This window comes from Streptomyces coelicoflavus, from assembly GCF_045041415.1.
Classification (GTDB): domain Bacteria; phylum Actinomycetota; class Actinomycetes; order Streptomycetales; family Streptomycetaceae; genus Streptomyces; species Streptomyces coelicoflavus.
The window spans coordinates 4513885-4529363 of sequence record NZ_CP108218.1; the positions used below are offsets into that span (position 1 = coordinate 4513885).

The window sequence follows — 15479 nt, forward strand, 5'->3', positions numbered from 1 at the left end:
TAACGGACATATACCCCTGGTGGGTATATGGTAACGAACTTTCCCGGGTATGGGGCCCTTGCCGGAGCGGCCGACGTCGCCCCCCTGCTCATCACTCTGCCTGATGGGCGACACTGGTGGACGGCCGATAGCAGTGGCCGGATGATGCGCCTAGCATCAGCCTGACCGAAACCGATGCACCCCGAGGACCCCACGTGCGCTTTCGTCTGACCCCCAGGGAGACGAGCTTCTACGACATGTTCGCCGCCTCCGCGGACAACATCGTCACGGGCTCCAAGCTCCTGATGGAACTGCTCGGGGCGGACGCATCCGCCCGGGCCGAGATCGCAGAGCGTATGCGGGCCGCCGAACACGCAGGTGACGACGCCACGCACGCGATCTTCCACCAGCTGAACTCCTCGTTCATCACGCCCTTCGACCGTGAGGACATCTACAACCTCGCCTCGTCCCTCGACGACATCATGGACTTCATGGAGGAGGCCGTCGACCTGGTCGTCCTCTACAACGTCGAGGAACTGCCCAAGGGCGTCGACCAGCAGATCGAGGTGCTGGCGCGGGCCGCCGAGCTGACCGCCGAGGCCATGCCGAACCTGCGGACCATGGACAACCTCACCGAGTACTGGATCGAGGTCAACCGGCTGGAGAACCAGGCCGACCAGGTCCACCGCAAGCTGCTCGCGCACCTCTTCAACGGCTCGTACGAGGCCATCGAGGTGCTGAAGCTGAAGCAGATCGTGGACGTGCTCGAGGAAGCGGCCGACGCGTTCGAGCACGTGGCGAACACGGTGGAGACCATCGCCGTCAAGGAGTCCTGAGCCGTTCATGGACACCTTTGCTCTGGTCGTGACCATCGGGGTCGCGCTCTTCTTCACCTACACCAACGGCTTCCACGATTCGGCCAACGCGATCGCCACCTCGGTGTCGACGCGCGCGCTGACGCCCCGCGCGGCGCTCGCCATGGCCGCGGTCATGAACCTGGCCGGCGCGTTCATGGGATCCGGGGTCGCCAAGACCGTCAGTGAGGGGGTGATCGAGACCCCCGAGGGTTCGAAGGGAATGGGGATCCTCTTCGCGGCGCTCGTGGGCGCCATCGTGTGGAACCTGATCACCTGGTACTTCGGGCTGCCCTCCTCGTCCTCGCACGCACTGTTCGGCGGCATGGTCGGCGCGGCGCTGGCCGGGAGCACGACCGTGTACTGGCACGGGGTCGTCGACAAGATCGTCATCCCGATGTTCGTGTCGCCGGTCGTCGGTCTGCTCGCCGGTTACCTGGTGATGACCGCGATCATGTGGATCTTCCGGCGGACCAATCCGCACAAGGCCAAGCGCGGTTTCCGTATCGCGCAGACGGTGTCGGCGGCGGGCATGGCGCTCGGGCACGGTCTCCAGGACGCGCAGAAGACGATGGGCATCGTGGTGATGGCCCTGGTCATCGCCGACGTCGAGGACTACGGCGACCCGATCCCGGTGTGGGTGAAGCTCGCCTGCGCGCTGATGCTGTCCGCGGGGACGTACGCCGGTGGCTGGCGGATCATGCGGACGCTGGGGCGGAAGATCATCGAGCTGGATCCGCCGCAGGGGTTCGCCGCGGAGACGACGGGGGCCTCGATCATGTTCGGGTCGGCGTTCATCTTCCACGCGCCGATCTCGACGACGCACGTGATCACCTCCGCGATCATGGGCGTCGGGGCCACGAAGCGGGTCAACGCCGTGCGGTGGGGGGTCGCGAAGAACATCATCATGGGGTGGTTCATCACGATGCCCGCGGCCGCGGTGGTGGCCGCGGTGTCGTTCTGGATCGTGAACCTGGCGTTCCTGTAGCGCGTGTCGGCAGCGAGCGCCCCCTTACGGCGATGGGCCCGCCCCCGGATTCCGGGGGCGGGCCCTTGTGCTCCTCGCGGTGGCACCGCCATGCAGCACCGCGAGGGGATCGGGAAGGCGGATCAGCCGAAGCGGCCGGAGATGTAGTCCTCCGTCGCCTGGACCGACGGGTTGGAGAAGATGCGCTCCGTCTCGTCGATCTCGATCAGCTTGCCGGGCTGGCCGACCGCCGCCAGGTTGAAGAACGCCGTACGGTCCGAGACGCGCGCCGCCTGCTGCATGTTGTGCGTCACGATGACGATCGTGAAGCGTTCCTTCAGCTCGCCGATCAGGTCCTCGATCGCCAGGGTGGAGATCGGGTCCAGGGCGGAGCAGGGCTCGTCCATCAGCAGGACGTTCGGCTCGACCGCGATGGCCCGCGCGATGCACAGGCGCTGCTGCTGGCCGCCGGAGAGCCCGGAGCCCGGCTTGTTCAGGCGGTCCTTGACCTCGTTCCAGAGGTTGGCGCCGCGCAGGGACTTCTCGACGATGCCGTCCAGCTCGGACTTCTTGTACTTGCCGTTCAGGCGCAGGCCCGCCGCCACGTTGTCGTAGACCGACATCGTCGGGAACGGGTTCGGGCGCTGGAAGACCATGCCGACCTCGCGGCGCACGGCCACCGGGTCGATGCCGGCGCCGTAGAGGTTCTCGTCGTCCAGCATCACCTTGCCGTCGACGCGGCCGCCGGGGGTGACCTCGTGCATGCGGTTGAGCGTGCGCAGGAAGGTGGACTTGCCGCAGCCGGAGGGGCCGATGAAGGCCGTCACGGAGCGGGGTTCGACGGTCATCGAGATGTCCTCGATGGCGAGGAAGGAGCTGTAGTAGGCGTTGAGGCCGCTGACATCTATGCGCTTGGCCATGGGTATCACTGCTTCTTTCGGTCCGAGTCGCTGACTGTTCTGCGTCGGTCGCGTCAGCGACCCGTCTTCGGGGCCTTCCAGCGGGCGATGCCGCGGGCCGCGAGGTTGAGGATCATGATGAAGGCGATCAGCGTCAGGGCCGCCGCCCAGGCACGGTCGTAGGACGCCGTGGAGCCCGCGCCGTACTGCAGGTAGATGTACATCGGCAGCGACTCCTGCGGGTCCTGGAAGGGGTTCGCGTTGATGAAGTCGGTGCCCCAGACCAGCAGCAGCACGGGGGCCGTCTCGCCGGTGATACGGGCGACGGCCAGCATGACGCCGGTGACGATGCCGCCGACCGAGGTCGGCAGGACCACCTTGAGGATCGTGCGCCACTTGGGCACGCCCAGGGCGAGGGACGCCTCGCGCAGCTCGTTCGGGACGAGCTTGAGCATCTCCTCGGTGGAGCGGACGACCACCGGGATCATCAGGATGCACAGGGCGAAGGAGCCGGCCACGCCGGACGGGCCCATGTCCAGGATCAGGACCCACAGGCTGAGCACGAACAGGCCCGCGACGATCGACGGGATGCCCGTCATGACGTCCACGAAGAAGGTGACGGACTTGGCGAGCCTGCCGCGCCCGTACTCGACCAGGTAGATCGCGGTGAGCACGCCGACCGGCACGGAGAACAGGGTGGCGAGGCCGACCTGCTCCAGGGTGCCGAGGATGGCGTGGTAGATGCCGCCGCCGGGCTCGGTGTCGCCGACCACACCCATCGAGTGGGTCAGGAAGTAGCCGTCGAGGACCTTCACGCCCTGCTTCACGGTCTCCCAGATCAGGGAGAGCAGCGGGATCAGGGCCAGCAGGAAGGCGACCCAGACCATGCTGGTCGCGATGCGGTCCTTGGCCTGGCGGCCGCCCTCGACGCGGGCGGAGATGCCGTACGAGCCGGCGACGAAGAGGACCGCGGCGATCAGGGCCCACTGGATGCTGCTGTTCAGCCCGGCGGCCGTGCTGATGCCGAGGCCGGCGACGACCGAACCGGCCGCTACCGCCCAGGGGAACCACTTGGGCAGGGTGGCGGCGCGCAGGGAGCTGCGGTTCTTGGGGGCGGGGGTCAGGGTTGCGTTGCTCATGCGTTGGCCCCCGAGTACTCCTTGCGGCGGGCGATGATCATGCGGGCGCCGCCGTTGACCAGCAGGGTGATGACGAACAGGACCAGACCGGAGGCGATCAGGGCGTCCCGGCCCATCGGATTGGCCTCGTTGAACTTGCTGGCGATGTTCTGGGCGAAGGTGCCGCCGCCCGGGTCGAGCAGGCTGGCGGAGATGTCGAAGGTCGGGGAGAGCACCATGGCCACGGCCATCGTCTCGCCGAGCGCGCGCCCGAGGCCGAGCATCGAGGCGGAGATGACGCCGGAGCGGCCGAAGGGGATCACCGACATCCGGATGACCTCCCAGCGCGTGGCGCCGAGGGCCAGCGCGGCCTCCTCGTGCATGCGCGGGACCTGCCGGAAGACCTCACGGCTGACGTTGGTGATGATCGGCAGGATCATGATCGCCAGCAGGATCCCCACGGTGAGCAGCGAGCGCCCCGCGCCGCCGTTCCACTCGAAGATCCCGGTCCAGCCGAGGTACGTGTCGAGCCAGCCGTAGAGTCCGTTGAGGTGCGGCACGAGGACGAGGGCGCCCCACAGGCCGTAGACGATCGAGGGCACGGCGGCGAGCAGGTCGATCACGTAGCCGATCAGACCGCCCAGCTTGCGCGGTGCGTAGTGCGTGATGAAGAGCGCGATGCCGACCGAGACCGGGACGGCGATCGCCATGGCGATGACCGACGACACGATGGTGCCGTAGGCCAGGACCGCGATGCCGAACTCCGGCGGGGAGCCGGTCGGGTTCCATTCGAAGCTGGTGAAGAAGTTCGCCTCGTCCTCGCTGATGGCGAGCCAGGCGCGGTAGGTGAGGAAGGCCGCGATGGCGGCCATGATGACCAGCACGAGGATGCCGGACCCGCGGGAGAGCCCGACGAAGATCCGGTCGCCGGGGCGGGAGGCGCCGCGCGCGGTGCGCCTGTCCCCGGGGGCGGGCGGCTGGGGCGCGGGGGAGGGGGCTGGCTTCTGGGTGTCCGTTGTTATGTCCATCGGGTTCTCCGGTCTGCGGAGCCGCCGTGGTCGGCGGCTCGGGCGGAGCCCCGGTCGGGGGCTCCTGGCGGCGGTGCACCGGACGGTGCGGTCCGGTCCCCGGACGGGGACGCTGTCGGTCCCGGTGGGGACTCCGTCGGTCCCGGTGGGGACTCCGTCGGTCCCGGTGGGGACTCCGTCGGTCCCGGCTGGGGACGCTGCAGGCCCCGGGCGGGGACCGGACCGCACTCGGGTCAGCTCAGGCCCGAGATGGTCTCGCGGACCTTGGTGATGATCTCGGTGGGCATCGGGGCGTAGCCGGCGTCCGCCAGCAGGCCCTGGCCGTCCTCCGAGGCCATGTAGTTCAGGAAGGACTTGGTGGCGGGCAGGGTGTCCGCCTTGTTGCCCTTGTCGCAGGCGATCTCGTACGTCACCAGGACGAGCGGGTAGGCGCCGTCGGCGTCCGGGGTGTAGTCCAGCTCGAGGGCGAGGTCCTTGCCGGTGCCGACGATCTTGGCCGCGCCGATGGCGGCGGTGGCGTTCTCGACGGTGGCCTTGACCGGCTCGGCGGCCGCGGTCTTGACGTCGACGGTCTTGATGCCGTCCTTGGCGTAGGACAGCTCGAAGTACGAGATGGCGCCGGGGGTCCCCTTCACCTGGCCGGCCAGACCGGAGGAGCCCTGCGCGGACTGGCCGCCCTTGGCCTCCCAGGACTTGCCGCCCTCGTACTTCCAGTCGTCGGGCGCGGCGGCCTTCAGGTACTTGGTGAAGTTGTCCGTGGTGCCGGACTCGTCCGAGCGGTGGAAGGCCTGGATCTTCAGGTCCGGAAGCTTGGCGTCGGGGTTGAGCTTCTTGATCGCCTCGTCGTTCCAGTTGGTGATCTTGCTGTCGAAGATCTTGGCCATCGTCGAAGCGTCCAGGACGAGGGTGTCGACGCCGGGGACGTTGAAGCCGACCGCGATCGGGCCGCCGACCATCGGCAGGTCGATGGCCTGGCCGTCCTTGCAGACCTTCTTCGACGCCTCGATCTCCTCCGGCTTCAGCGCGGAGTCCGAACCGGCGAACGCGGTCTGGCCCTGCGTGAAGGCGGTGATGCCGGCGCCCGAACCGGTCGGGTTGTAGTTGATCTGCACGTCCTTGCAGGCCGCGACGTACTGCTTGACCCAGGCGTCGATCGCGTTCTTCTGTGCGGAGGAGCCGGAGGCCTGGAGCTGGCCCTTGGCGTCCTCGCACTTGATGTTGCTGTTGGCGGCGGCGCTGGCGTCGCCGCCGTTGCTGTTGCCGCCGGTGTCGTCCGAGCCGCACGCCGTGAGGGCCAGGGCGCCGGAGACGGCGAGAGCACCGAGAGCGAGGGCCCGCCGGTTCATGCGCTGAAGCTTCACTTGAGGGAGTTCCTTCCAGGAGCCGCCGTCCTGAATTCGGCGGCGTGCGAGGAGTGGTAAGGCCGAAATTAGGCAGATGAGATGAAGGCGCCGAAGGGCGTAAATGAACGCGGGGTGAACCCCTGAGGACGGTGCGGTGAGGTCACGGAACGCTTACGTCAAGGACACGGACCGGTTCCGGGCGCACCGCGCGCTCAGTGGGCCCCGGGCCCGCCGGGCGGCCGCGTGGCGAGCAGCGCGTCGACGAGGGCCCGGTCCCGGGGCCGGGTGAGGCGGGCGCGGGCCGCCTCCGGGGCCAGCCACAGGATGCGGTCGACCTCGTCGGAGGGGACGAACACGCCGGTGCCGGCCGCCGCGGCCCAGTAGCGGACCTCCTTGGGGCGGCCGTTGACGGGATAGCGCACGGTGGGCAGCTCGACGCCCGGCTCGGCGGCGTACCCCGTCTCCTCCGCGACCTCGCGCAGGGCGCCGGCGAGCGGGTCCTCACCCGGCTCGAGCTTGCCCTTCGGGTGCGACCAGTCGTCGTACTTCGGGCGGTGCGCGAGGCACAGCTCCAGGCCGGGGGCCGCATCCGGCGGCGCGGGACGCCACAGGACGCAGCCTGCCGCGCGGACGGTGGTGCCGTCGTCTGCGGGGCTCACGGCGTGCTCACGCCTCCCGTCGTCCTGCGCGGTGGTGCCGGGGGATCGCTCCTGCCGGTTGTCGCTGTGGCTGTTGCTACGGGTGGTTCCTGCGGGCTGTACCTACGGCAGCCTGATCGGCTCCTTGCGCCAGCTGTGCTGGAACGCGTACCTCGCCGCCTCCACCTCATGCCGCTGGTCGGCGTGGAGCACACCGAGGGCGTACGCCGTCGCCGGTGCGATGCGCGGGGTACGGGCGGCCTGGGCGGCGGCCGCGGCGGCCTCCGAGGCGTCGCGGTGGCGGTCCAGGGCCTCGCCGGCCGCGAGGAGCCGTACGTCCACTGCGGCCTCGGTGTTCCCGCTGTCTCCGGTGTCCCCGGTGTCCGCACCGGCCAGCGCCTCGAGGGCGTAGCGGTGCAGCCGCAGCAGCAGGCGGACCTGGTGCCACGGCGCGTCCTGGGGGTGCGGGGCCGGGTCCGGCGAGAGTCCGTGGACCAGTGCCTGGGCGTTGTACGGGCTGCCCGCGGCGACCAGCGGCAGAGCGGTCACGGCGTCGGTCAGGCGCTCCTCGGCGGCGGCGGCCAGCGGGCGCAGGTCGAAGGGCGCGGTCCCGGGGCCGGAGGCGGAGGCAGCGGGGGCGGGGCCACGGTCGGGGCGGCCGGTGGCGCGCAGCGGGACCTCGCTGGCCAGTAAGGCGACCTGGTCCGCCACGGCGTGGAAGCGGCTGCTGCCCAGTGCCTGGAGGGCCGTGGAGTGCGCCCGGGTACGGGCCAGGGTCAGCTGCCGGTCGAGCAGCGCGCCGGCCTTGGCGGCGCCCACGGTGAGGCTGCCGCGGTCCGGGGACGCCGGGCGGGCGGGGGCGGGCACACCGGCGGGCACGGTGGCGGCGGCCCGGCCCACCGGGCGCGGGGCCGGGAACGCCGCCGAGCCGGACAGCCGGTGCAGGGCCTGGAGCAGCCGTTCCAGGCGGGACGCGTACGCGTGCTCCAGGGCCAGCGTGCCGGACAGCCAGGCCAGCTCGGGGCGCATCTCCTCGGCCCAGCTCGCGTCCAGCAGCGGCTGGAAGGTGTGCAGGGTGCCGCTGATGCGGCGGGCCGCACGGCGCAGGGCGCGGACCGCGTCCACGTCGTCGGCGGGCGGAGCCGCCCGGCCCGGGGCGGACGCGCCCGCGCTCGTTCCCCCGCCCGGCGCTCCCGCCCCGGACGCCCCGGATGCCCCGGATTCGCGGTGCCGGCGCAGCGCGCGCAGGAACTCCGTGGCCTGGGCGCGCAGGTAGCCGGCGAGGGCGCCGGCGTCCGCGTCGGGGGGCGGGTCACCGGCGACGACCGCCGGGGCGGTGCCGACGCCCGGATCGGTGCCGGGGCTCCCGTTCGCGCTCGTGCGCGTGCCCGTACCCGGGCGCGTGCCCGTACCCGCGCTCGCGTCCGCCCCTGCGTTCGTGTTCGCGCCCGCGCCCGCTCTCGTCTCCGCGCCCGCTTCCGTCCCGGTCCCCGTCCCCGCGTTCGCGGGTTCCGGCGGTCCGGTGGTCGTCGTGGGGTCCGTCGGGTCAAGGTGTCGCTGTGCCACGCCGGCGCCTCCGGGCGTCTATGAGCATCTCCTGGATGTTGCGCAGGGGCTGGCCGTCCGCGTCGGTCGCGTGCCGGGTCCACTCGCCGTCCGGGCCGAGGTGCCAGGAGGCGGTGCCGTCGGACATGCCGTTCTCGAGGAGCCGGTTCAGGGCCGCCCGGTGAGCCGGGTCGGTGACCCGGACCAGGGCCTCTATCCGGCGGTCGAGGTTGCGGTGCATCATGTCGGCGCTGCCGAGCCACACCTCGGGCTCGCCGCCGTTGCCGAAGGCGAAGACCCGCGAGTGCTCGAGGAAGCGGCCGAGGACGGAGCGGACCCGGATGTTCTCCGAGAGGCCCGGCACCCCCGGACGCAGCGCGCAGATGCCGCGCACCCACACGTCGACCGGCACCCCGGCCTGGGACGCGCGGTAGCAGGCGTCGACCACGGCCTCGTCGACCATCGAGTTGACCTTGATGCGGACGTGGGCGGGGCGCCCGGCGTGGTGGTGCTGGATCTCCTTGTGGATGCGGGAGACCAGGCCGTCGCGCAGCGACTTGGGCGCGACGAGCAGGCGGCGGTAGGTCTCGCGCCGGGAGTAGCCGGACAGGCGGTTGAACAGGTCGGACAGGTCCGCGCCGACCTGCGGGTCCGAGGTGAGCAGGCCCAGGTCCTCGTAGAGACGGGCCGTCTTCGGGTGGTAGTTGCCCGTGCCGACGTGGCTGTAGCGGCGCAGCGTCTCGCCCTCCTGGCGTACGACCAGGGAGAGCTTGCAGTGGGTCTTCAGGCCCACCAGGCCGTAGACGACGTGGCAGCCGGACTCCTCCAGCTTGCGGGCCCACTTGATGTTGGCGGACTCGTCGAAGCGGGCCTTGATCTCCACCAGGACCAGGACCTGCTTGCCGGACTCGGCGGCCTCGATGAGCGCGTCGACTATGGGGGAGTCGCCGGACGTCCGGTACAGCGTCTGCTTGATCGCGAGGACGTCCGGGTCGGTGGCGGCCTGCTCCAGGAAGGCCTGCACGGAGGTGGAGAACGAGTCGTACGGGTGGTGGAGCAGGACGTCCTTGGTGCGCAGGGCGGCGAAGATGTCCGGCGCGGACGCGGACTCGACCTCGGCCAGGTCGCGGTGGGTGCCGGCGACGAACTTCGGGTACTTCAGCTCGGGCCGGTCGATGCTGTGGATGCGGAAGAGGCCGGTGAGGTCCAGGGGGCCGGGCAGCGGGTAGACCTCCGCCTCGCCGATCTTCAGCTCGCGCACGAGGAGGTCCAGGACCTCCCGGTCGACCGACTCCTCGACCTCCAGGCGGACCGGCGGCCCCAGGCGCCGCCGCATCAGCTCCTTCTCCAGGGCCTGGAGCAGGTTCTCCGCGTCGTCCTCCTCCACCTCCAGGTCCTCGTTGCGGGTGAGGCGGAAGGTGTGGTGCTCCAGGACCTCCATGCCCGGGAACAGCTCCTCCAGGTGGGCGGCGATGACGTCCTCGATGGGGACGTACCGGCCCGGGGAGGCCTCCAGGAAGCGGGAGAGCAGCGGCGGGACCTTGACGCGGGCGAAGTGGCGGTGGCCCGTGACGGGGTTGCGGACGACGACCGCGAGGTTGAGGGAGAGGCCGGAGATGTACGGGAAGGGGTGGGCCGGATCGACCGCGAGCGGGGTGAGGACGGGGAAGATCCGGTGCCGGAACAGGGTGAAGAGGCGGGCCTGCTCCTTCTCCGCCAGCTCGTTCCAGCGGACCAGGTGGATGCCCTCCTCGGCGAGCGCCGGGGCGACGTCCTCGTGGAAGCAGGCGGCGTGCCGGGCCATGAGCTCGCGGGAGCGGGCCCAGATCATGTCCAGCACCTCGCGGGGCTGGAGGCCGGAGGCGGAGCGGGTGGCGACCCCGGTCGCGATACGGCGCTTGAGGCCGGCGACGCGGACCATGAAGAACTCGTCCAGGTTGCTGGCGAAGATCGCGAGGAAGTTGGCCCGCTCCAGCAGCGGCGTGCTCGGGTCCTCGGCGAGTTCGAGCACACGTTCGTTGAACGCGAGCCAGCTGCGCTCGCGGTCCAGGAAGCGGCCCTGCGGGAGGCGGTCGCCGCCGTCCTGGGACTCCTCCGACTCCTCGTACGCGTCGAGGTCGGCGTCGATGTCCGGCTCCAGGCCGGAGACCGTGGCGGCCACGGTGTCCGGGCGGTGCGCCGCGAGGGAGCCCACGGAGGGCTGCGGCTGCTGGGAGTGCTGCGTCTGCTGGACCTCTGCCTGGGTGTTCGGCTGCCTCATGAACCCATTCTTCCGCGCCGCACGCGAGTCAGGCGCGTCGGAGGACCCGGAGAACCCGGCGGGCCCCGGGAAACCCGAGGACCCCGAGAACTCCGACGGCCCGGCAGGCCCGGAAGGCTCTGGCTCGGTCGGCTTCATTCGGTGAGCCTCGCAAGGCTGTCTGAATCGATGGTTACGGGGACATGACGTGTGGGATAGCTGCGGGCCTCCGGAACGTCCCGGCGCACCCCCTGAGATCGTGTGAACCGATCGGCCGGGCTCGTGCGATGAGGAGATGTGAGCGAAACGAGAAGCGACGGGGAGCTGCTGCGGGCCGTCGCGGCGGATGCCGACCGGCGCGCCTTCGAGGAGCTGTACCGCAGGTACGCGCCCTGGCTGACCGCCCGCATGCGCGGCCGCTGCGCCGACCACGCCGTGGTCGACGACGTCGTGCAGGAGACCTTCCTCGCCGTGTGGCGCGGCAGCGCCCGCTACCGGGAGGAAGGGGACGTGGCCGGGTGGCTGTGGCGGATCGGGTCGCGGCGGCTGATCGACGCGCTGCGCGGCGACGGCGCGCGCGGGCGGCTGCGGCAGGCGCTGGCCCGCCTGCGGCACCGGGACGAGGTCTCGGCGGAGGAGCGCGTCCTCGCCGGGGTCGAGCACGGCGACCTCGCGGGCGCCCTCGTACGGCTCTCGCCGGAGCTGCGCGCGGTGCTCCAGGCCACCGTCGTCGACGGGCTGACCACCCGTGAGGCGGCCGTCCTGCTCGGCATTCCGCCGGGCACGGTCAAGACGCGGGCGATGCGGGCCCGTCGGCAGCTGCGGGAGGCGCTGGCATGAGGATCGAGAACAGCGGCCGCCGGGACGGGCACACCTGGCACGTGGACGAGGACGACCTGCGGGCCTACGCCCGGGGCGAGTTGGCGGCGCCCGCCCTCTGGTCCACCGACGCCCACCTGACCGCCTGCGCCGCGTGCCGGGGCACGCTCGCCGGGGTGAGTGACACCGCCGCGCTGGACGCGGGCTGGGAACGGCTCGACGCCGAGCTGGACGCGCCCCGGCCGGGCCGGTTCGAGCGGCTCCTGACGTGGTGCGGCGCCGGCGACGGCACGGCCCGGCTGCTCGCGGCCACCCCCGTGCTGCGCCGGTCCTGGTTCGGTGCGCTCACCGCCGTGCTGCTCGTGACCTTCCTCGTGGCCGTCGCGGCCGGTGCCGCCGACCGGCCCACACTGTTCCTGGCCTGCGCCCCGCTGCTGCCGTTGGTCTCGGTGGCGCTGGCCTACGGGCCTGTGCTCGACCCCGCGCACGAGATGGCCGTCGTCTCGCCGATGCACGGCTTCCGGCTGCTGATGATCCGTACCGTCGCCGTGCTCGTCGTGGCGCTCGGGGTGGGCGGCCTGGCCAGTCTGGCCCTGCCCGGGTTCGGGCCGGCCGCCCTGGCCTGGCTGCTTCCCGGGCTCGCCCTCACCACGACCGGGCTGACGCTGACGCCCCGGTTGGGGCCGGTGGCCGCGCCCTCCGTGCTCGTGGGCGCCTGGGCCGCCGTGCTGCTGGCCGCCGACGCGGCACGCGCGTCCACGGACGGCCCGCTGGCGCCGTTCACCGCGGCCGGGCAGGGCGTGTCCGGGCTGGTGGCGGCGCTGGGCGCGGGGCTGCTGTTCCTGCTCCGCGACCGGTTCGACGTCTCGGGGCGCGGCGCCGTGTGAACCACGCGGCATCACGTGAGCCGCGCCGCACCGCGTGAGCCACACCCCCCGCCCCCACCCTGCCCTCACCCCGCCCCACCCTCCTTACCTCCTGATCCCCTTCACGTACGGGAGTGCCGTATGACCCCCACCGTTTCCGCCTCCGGGCTGGGCCTGAACTACGGGCGCACCCGTGCCCTCGACGACGTCTCGCTGCGGCTGACCCCGGGCGTCACCGGGCTGCTCGGGCCCAACGGCGCCGGGAAGACCACGCTGTTGCGGGTGCTCGCCACCGCCGTGCCGGCCGACCGGGGTGCCTTCACCGTGCTCGGGCACGACCCCGGGACCTCGCGGGGGCGGCAGGAGGTGCGGCGGCGGCTCGGTTACCTGCCGCAGACGCCCGGCTTCCACCCGGACTTCACCGCCTTCGAGTTCGTCGACTACGTGGCGATCCTGAAGGAGCTCGCGGACCGCCGGGAACGCCACCGGGAGGTGCGGCGGGTCCTGGCGGAGGTCGACCTCGGGGACGTGCGCGGGCGCCGGATCAAGAAGCTGTCCGGCGGTATGCGGCAGCGGGTCGCGCTGGCCGCCGCGCTGGTGGGCGACCCGGGGTTCCTGGTCCTCGACGAGCCCACCGTCGGTCTCGACCCCGAGCAGCGGATGCGGTTCAGAGAGCTGATCGCGGGGGCGGGGGAGGGGCGGACCGTGCTGCTGTCCACCCACCAGACCGAGGACGTGGCGATGCTCTGCCACCGGGTGATCGTCATGGCGGCCGGGGCGGTGTGCTTCGACGGCACCCCGGCCGAGCTGACCGAGCGGGCCGCCGGACGGGTGTGGAGCAGCACGGAGAAGGACCCCGGCGCGAAGGCCGGATGGCGCACCGGCACCGGCTCCTTCCGGAACGTCGGCGACCCGCCCCCGGGCGCCGAACCGGCCGAACCCGCCCTGGAGGACGGCTACCTGCTCGTCCTCGACGACGCCGGCACGGAGGTGGCGGCGTGAGCGCCGTACTGGTGGAGGAGTCCGCCCCCGTGCGGGCACCGCTCCACGACCGCGGGGCCCGGGCCGTGCTCGCCCTCGCCCGGTTCGAGGCACGCAGGCTGCTGCTGAGCGTCCCCGTCGTCATCGCCTTCGTGGCGTACGTCGCGTGGATCGTCTGGCGTACGCGGGATTCCTGGGACGGCAACCCCGCACTCCAGGACGCCGACCGGGCCACCCAGTCCATGCCGATGCTCGTCGGCCTCGCCGTCCTGCTGGGCGCCGCACGCGCGGTCGTCCGCTCCGAACGCCACGGCACCGAGCACCACTTCTCGGTCCTCGTCCTGCCCCTCTGGCGCCGTATGGCGGGCCACGCGCTGTCCGTCGTACCGGCCGCCCTGCTCACCGCCGTGTGCGTGGCCGGTCAGTTCGGCTGGGAGGCGTTCAAGCCGGGTGCGGTCGGGCACGGTTCACCGGCCGAGCTGGCGGTGGGGCCGCTGACGGTGCTGGCGTTCGGGGCGCTCGGGGTGCTGCTCGGCCGTCTGACGATGTCGGCCTTCGCCGCGCCGCTGCTGGTGGTCGTGCTGCTGTTCGTGTTCGTCCTCGGCACCGGGCCGAGCGAGGCGAGCGGCCTGTCCTGGCTGGCACCGGTCGTCGCCACCACCGGCCCCGACCCCCTGCCCTCCGACCTGCTGGGGCGCCCCGCCGCCTGGCACGCCCTGTACCTGGCGGGCGCGGCCCTGAGCCTCGCCCTCCTGGCGGTGGCCGTCTCGGGCGGGCGCACCGCGGCCGTCCGGGCGGGACTCGTCCTGAGCCTCGCGGCGACGGTGACCGGCGGCATCCTCCAGGCCGGGGGCGCGACGCCGTCGAAGGAGCTGACCGCGGCCCGCGAACGCGCCTCGGTGCACCCCGAGCTGACCTGCGCCGAGCACGGCGGCTCGAAATACTGCGCCTTCCCCGAGTGGGCGCCGCGCACCGGCACCTGGGCCGGGGTCGTGGACCGCGTCCAGGCCGTGGCCGGCGGCTCCGCGCACGACCGGCCGCTCACCGTACGGCAGCGGATCGACGCCCGCTACGGGCCGGGGACCGACGCCGCGATCCCCGCGCTGACCGGCGCCGGCCAGGTGACCGTGGGCACCGCCTGGGGCGGCAACCGCGTCCCCGAGTTCTCCAGTGCCGTCGCCGCCGTCCTCGTCGCGGGCTCGGAGGCGGCCGGCAGCGAGCTGTGCGACGGGCGGATGGTCACCGTCATGTGGCTCTCCCTGAGCTGGCAGGACGACCCGATGGGCGCCCTGCGCCGGGTCCGCCTCGACGACAGCGTGACGGGCTCCGCGATCGTCCTGTCGCCCACCGACCCGCTGTCCATGACGGAGGGCCAGACGGACGTCGTACGCCGCCTGCTGGAGAATCCGCCCGCCGGGACCGGGGCACGGGTGAAGGAGCACTGGGCCGAACTGACCGCCCCGGGTGTCACCACCGCCCGCGTCGCCGAACTGCTCGGCGTGCCCGGGCCGAAGAAGGCGGACTCGTGCGAGGACTGACGGCGGTCCGGGGGACGCTGACGGTGGACCTGGCCGTCCCGCTGTGGCGCACCCTGCCCTGGCGTGCCCTGGCCGCGGCGGGAGCCCTCGGCCTGCTGGTCGCCGGCTTCCCCCTCGCCACGGGGGCCGAACCGGCACCCTGGCAGACGCTCATGCTGTTGCGGGGCGTCGCCCTCGTCGGGGCGCTGGGCCTGGCCTTCCTGCTGGACGACCCGGCCCGCCACCTCACCGCACCGGTGCCGACCCCGAGGCTCCTCCGGCAGGCGCTGCGCGTGGCCCTGGTCGCGCCGCTCGCCGGGCTGTGGTGGACGGCGGTACTGCTGCTGACCCCCGCGGCGTCCCGGCCCCCGGTTGGCGGGGTCACCCTGGAGGCGCTGGCGGTGGGCGCCCTCGCCCTCGCGGCCGCCGCCCTCGCGGTACGGCTGACGGACGAGGCGCGACCGGGGCCGTTCGTCGCGGCGTTCCTGCTGTTCACGGCCGTTCTCATGCCCCTGCTGGCACCGGAGGGCTGGGCGCTGTTCGTGCAGGCCGACGACCCGCGCTGGTCCGTCGGGCACGACCGGTGGGCGGTGCTGGCGGCGGCGGTGGCCGTGCTGGGAGCGGGGTGCGGACCGGAGCCGTCGGGACGAAGACGCGGTCGGTGATCCGCCCCGTACGGCCCGGCG

General features: G+C 72.4%; 14 protein-coding genes. 7 read left to right on the forward strand and 7 right to left on the reverse strand.

Annotation, left to right across the window (positions count from 1 at the left end; genetic code table 11):
• Positions 1–194: 194 nt before the first annotated feature.
• Positions 195–815 carry a DUF47 domain-containing protein gene (locus tag OHA99_RS20025; protein WP_007451048.1) on the forward strand — a complete coding sequence of 207 codons (621 nt, stop codon included), beginning with the start codon at positions 195–197 and terminating at the stop codon, positions 813–815.
• Positions 816–822: 7 nt separating this feature from the next.
• Positions 823–1821, forward strand: coding sequence for a low-affinity phosphate transporter PitH (pitH, locus tag OHA99_RS20030; RefSeq protein ID WP_007451046.1), 999 nt, complete (start codon positions 823–825; stop codon positions 1819–1821).
• A gap of 122 nt (positions 1822–1943) precedes the next feature.
• On the opposite strand, the gene pstB is transcribed toward pitH, so the two are convergent.
• From pstB to OHA99_RS20065, 7 genes are all read right to left on the reverse strand, one after another.
• Positions 1944–2720: a phosphate ABC transporter ATP-binding protein PstB gene (gene pstB / locus OHA99_RS20035; RefSeq protein ID WP_153179119.1), complete on the reverse strand. Its 777-nt coding sequence runs from the start codon at positions 2718–2720 to the stop codon at positions 1944–1946.
• Between the two features lie 53 nt (positions 2721–2773).
• A complete protein-coding gene (gene pstA, locus OHA99_RS20040; RefSeq protein WP_153179120.1) occupies positions 2774–3838 on the reverse strand; it encodes a phosphate ABC transporter permease PstA in 1065 nt (354 codons plus the stop codon).
• Positions 3835–4845 (reverse strand): phosphate ABC transporter permease subunit PstC, encoded by a 1011-nt coding sequence (gene pstC / locus OHA99_RS20045; RefSeq protein ID WP_165685540.1) that lies wholly within the window; start codon positions 4843–4845, stop codon positions 3835–3837. The genes pstA and pstC overlap by 4 nt, the downstream gene beginning before the upstream one ends.
• A 233-nt stretch (positions 4846–5078) precedes the next feature.
• Positions 5079–6206 (reverse strand): phosphate ABC transporter substrate-binding protein PstS, encoded by a 1128-nt coding sequence (gene pstS, locus OHA99_RS20050; RefSeq protein ID WP_194280021.1) that lies wholly within the window; start codon positions 6204–6206, stop codon positions 5079–5081.
• Positions 6207–6400: 194 nt separating this feature from the next.
• On the reverse strand, positions 6401–6847 hold the full coding sequence (locus OHA99_RS20055) for an NUDIX hydrolase (RefSeq protein ID WP_405697040.1): 447 nt from the start codon (positions 6845–6847) through the stop codon (positions 6401–6403).
• A 102-nt stretch (positions 6848–6949) separates the two neighbouring features.
• Entirely contained in the window at positions 6950–8098 is a 1149-nt protein-coding gene (locus tag OHA99_RS20060) for a CHAD domain-containing protein (RefSeq protein WP_366473656.1), read from the reverse strand.
• 274 nt (positions 8099–8372) lie between these two features.
• Complete coding sequence (locus tag OHA99_RS20065) at positions 8373–10631, reverse strand: RNA degradosome polyphosphate kinase (RefSeq protein ID WP_194280022.1); 2259 nt, start codon at positions 10629–10631, stop codon at positions 8373–8375.
• Positions 10632–10907: 276 nt separating this feature from the next.
• Between OHA99_RS20065 and OHA99_RS20070 the strand changes: the two genes are divergently transcribed.
• From OHA99_RS20070 to OHA99_RS20090, 5 genes are all read left to right on the forward strand, one after another.
• On the forward strand, positions 10908–11450 hold the full coding sequence (locus OHA99_RS20070; RefSeq protein ID WP_087790419.1) for an RNA polymerase sigma factor: 543 nt from the start codon (positions 10908–10910) through the stop codon (positions 11448–11450).
• On the forward strand, positions 11447–12316 hold the full coding sequence (locus tag OHA99_RS20075; RefSeq protein ID WP_405697042.1) for a zf-HC2 domain-containing protein: 870 nt from the start codon (positions 11447–11449) through the stop codon (positions 12314–12316). Before OHA99_RS20070 ends, OHA99_RS20075 begins: the two co-directional genes overlap by 4 nt.
• 120 nt (positions 12317–12436) lie before the next feature.
• Positions 12437–13297, forward strand: coding sequence for an ABC transporter ATP-binding protein (locus tag OHA99_RS20080; RefSeq protein WP_153179125.1), 861 nt, complete (start codon positions 12437–12439; stop codon positions 13295–13297).
• Positions 13294–14814 (forward strand): ABC transporter permease, encoded by a 1521-nt coding sequence (locus tag OHA99_RS20085; protein WP_153179126.1) that lies wholly within the window; start codon positions 13294–13296, stop codon positions 14812–14814. Before OHA99_RS20080 ends, OHA99_RS20085 begins: the two co-directional genes overlap by 4 nt.
• A complete protein-coding gene (locus tag OHA99_RS20090) occupies positions 14802–15458 on the forward strand; it encodes an ABC transporter (RefSeq protein ID WP_194280023.1) in 657 nt (218 codons plus the stop codon). The genes OHA99_RS20085 and OHA99_RS20090 overlap by 13 nt, the downstream gene beginning before the upstream one ends.
• Positions 15459–15479 lie beyond the last annotated feature (21 nt).

Excerpts from the sequence above, each read along its gene's own strand:
- OHA99_RS20075 (WP_405697042.1), top strand. The coding sequence starts at position 11,447 with ATGAGGATCGAGAACAGCGGCCGCCGGGACGGGCACACCTGGCACGTG.
- OHA99_RS20080 (WP_153179125.1), top strand. The coding sequence starts at position 12,437 with ATGACCCCCACCGTTTCCGCCTCCGGGCTGGGCCTGAACTACGGGCGC.
- pitH (WP_007451046.1), top strand. The coding sequence starts at position 823 with ATGGACACCTTTGCTCTGGTCGTGACCATCGGGGTCGCGCTCTTCTTC.
- pstA (WP_153179120.1), bottom strand. The coding sequence starts at position 3,838 with ATGAGCAACGCAACCCTGACCCCCGCCCCCAAGAACCGCAGCTCCCTG.
- OHA99_RS20065 (WP_194280022.1), bottom strand. The coding sequence starts at position 10,631 with ATGAGGCAGCCGAACACCCAGGCAGAGGTCCAGCAGACGCAGCACTCC.
- pstC (WP_165685540.1), bottom strand. The coding sequence starts at position 4,845 with ATGGACATAACAACGGACACCCAGAAGCCAGCCCCCTCCCCCGCGCCC.
- pstB (WP_153179119.1), bottom strand. The coding sequence starts at position 2,720 with ATGGCCAAGCGCATAGATGTCAGCGGCCTCAACGCCTACTACAGCTCC.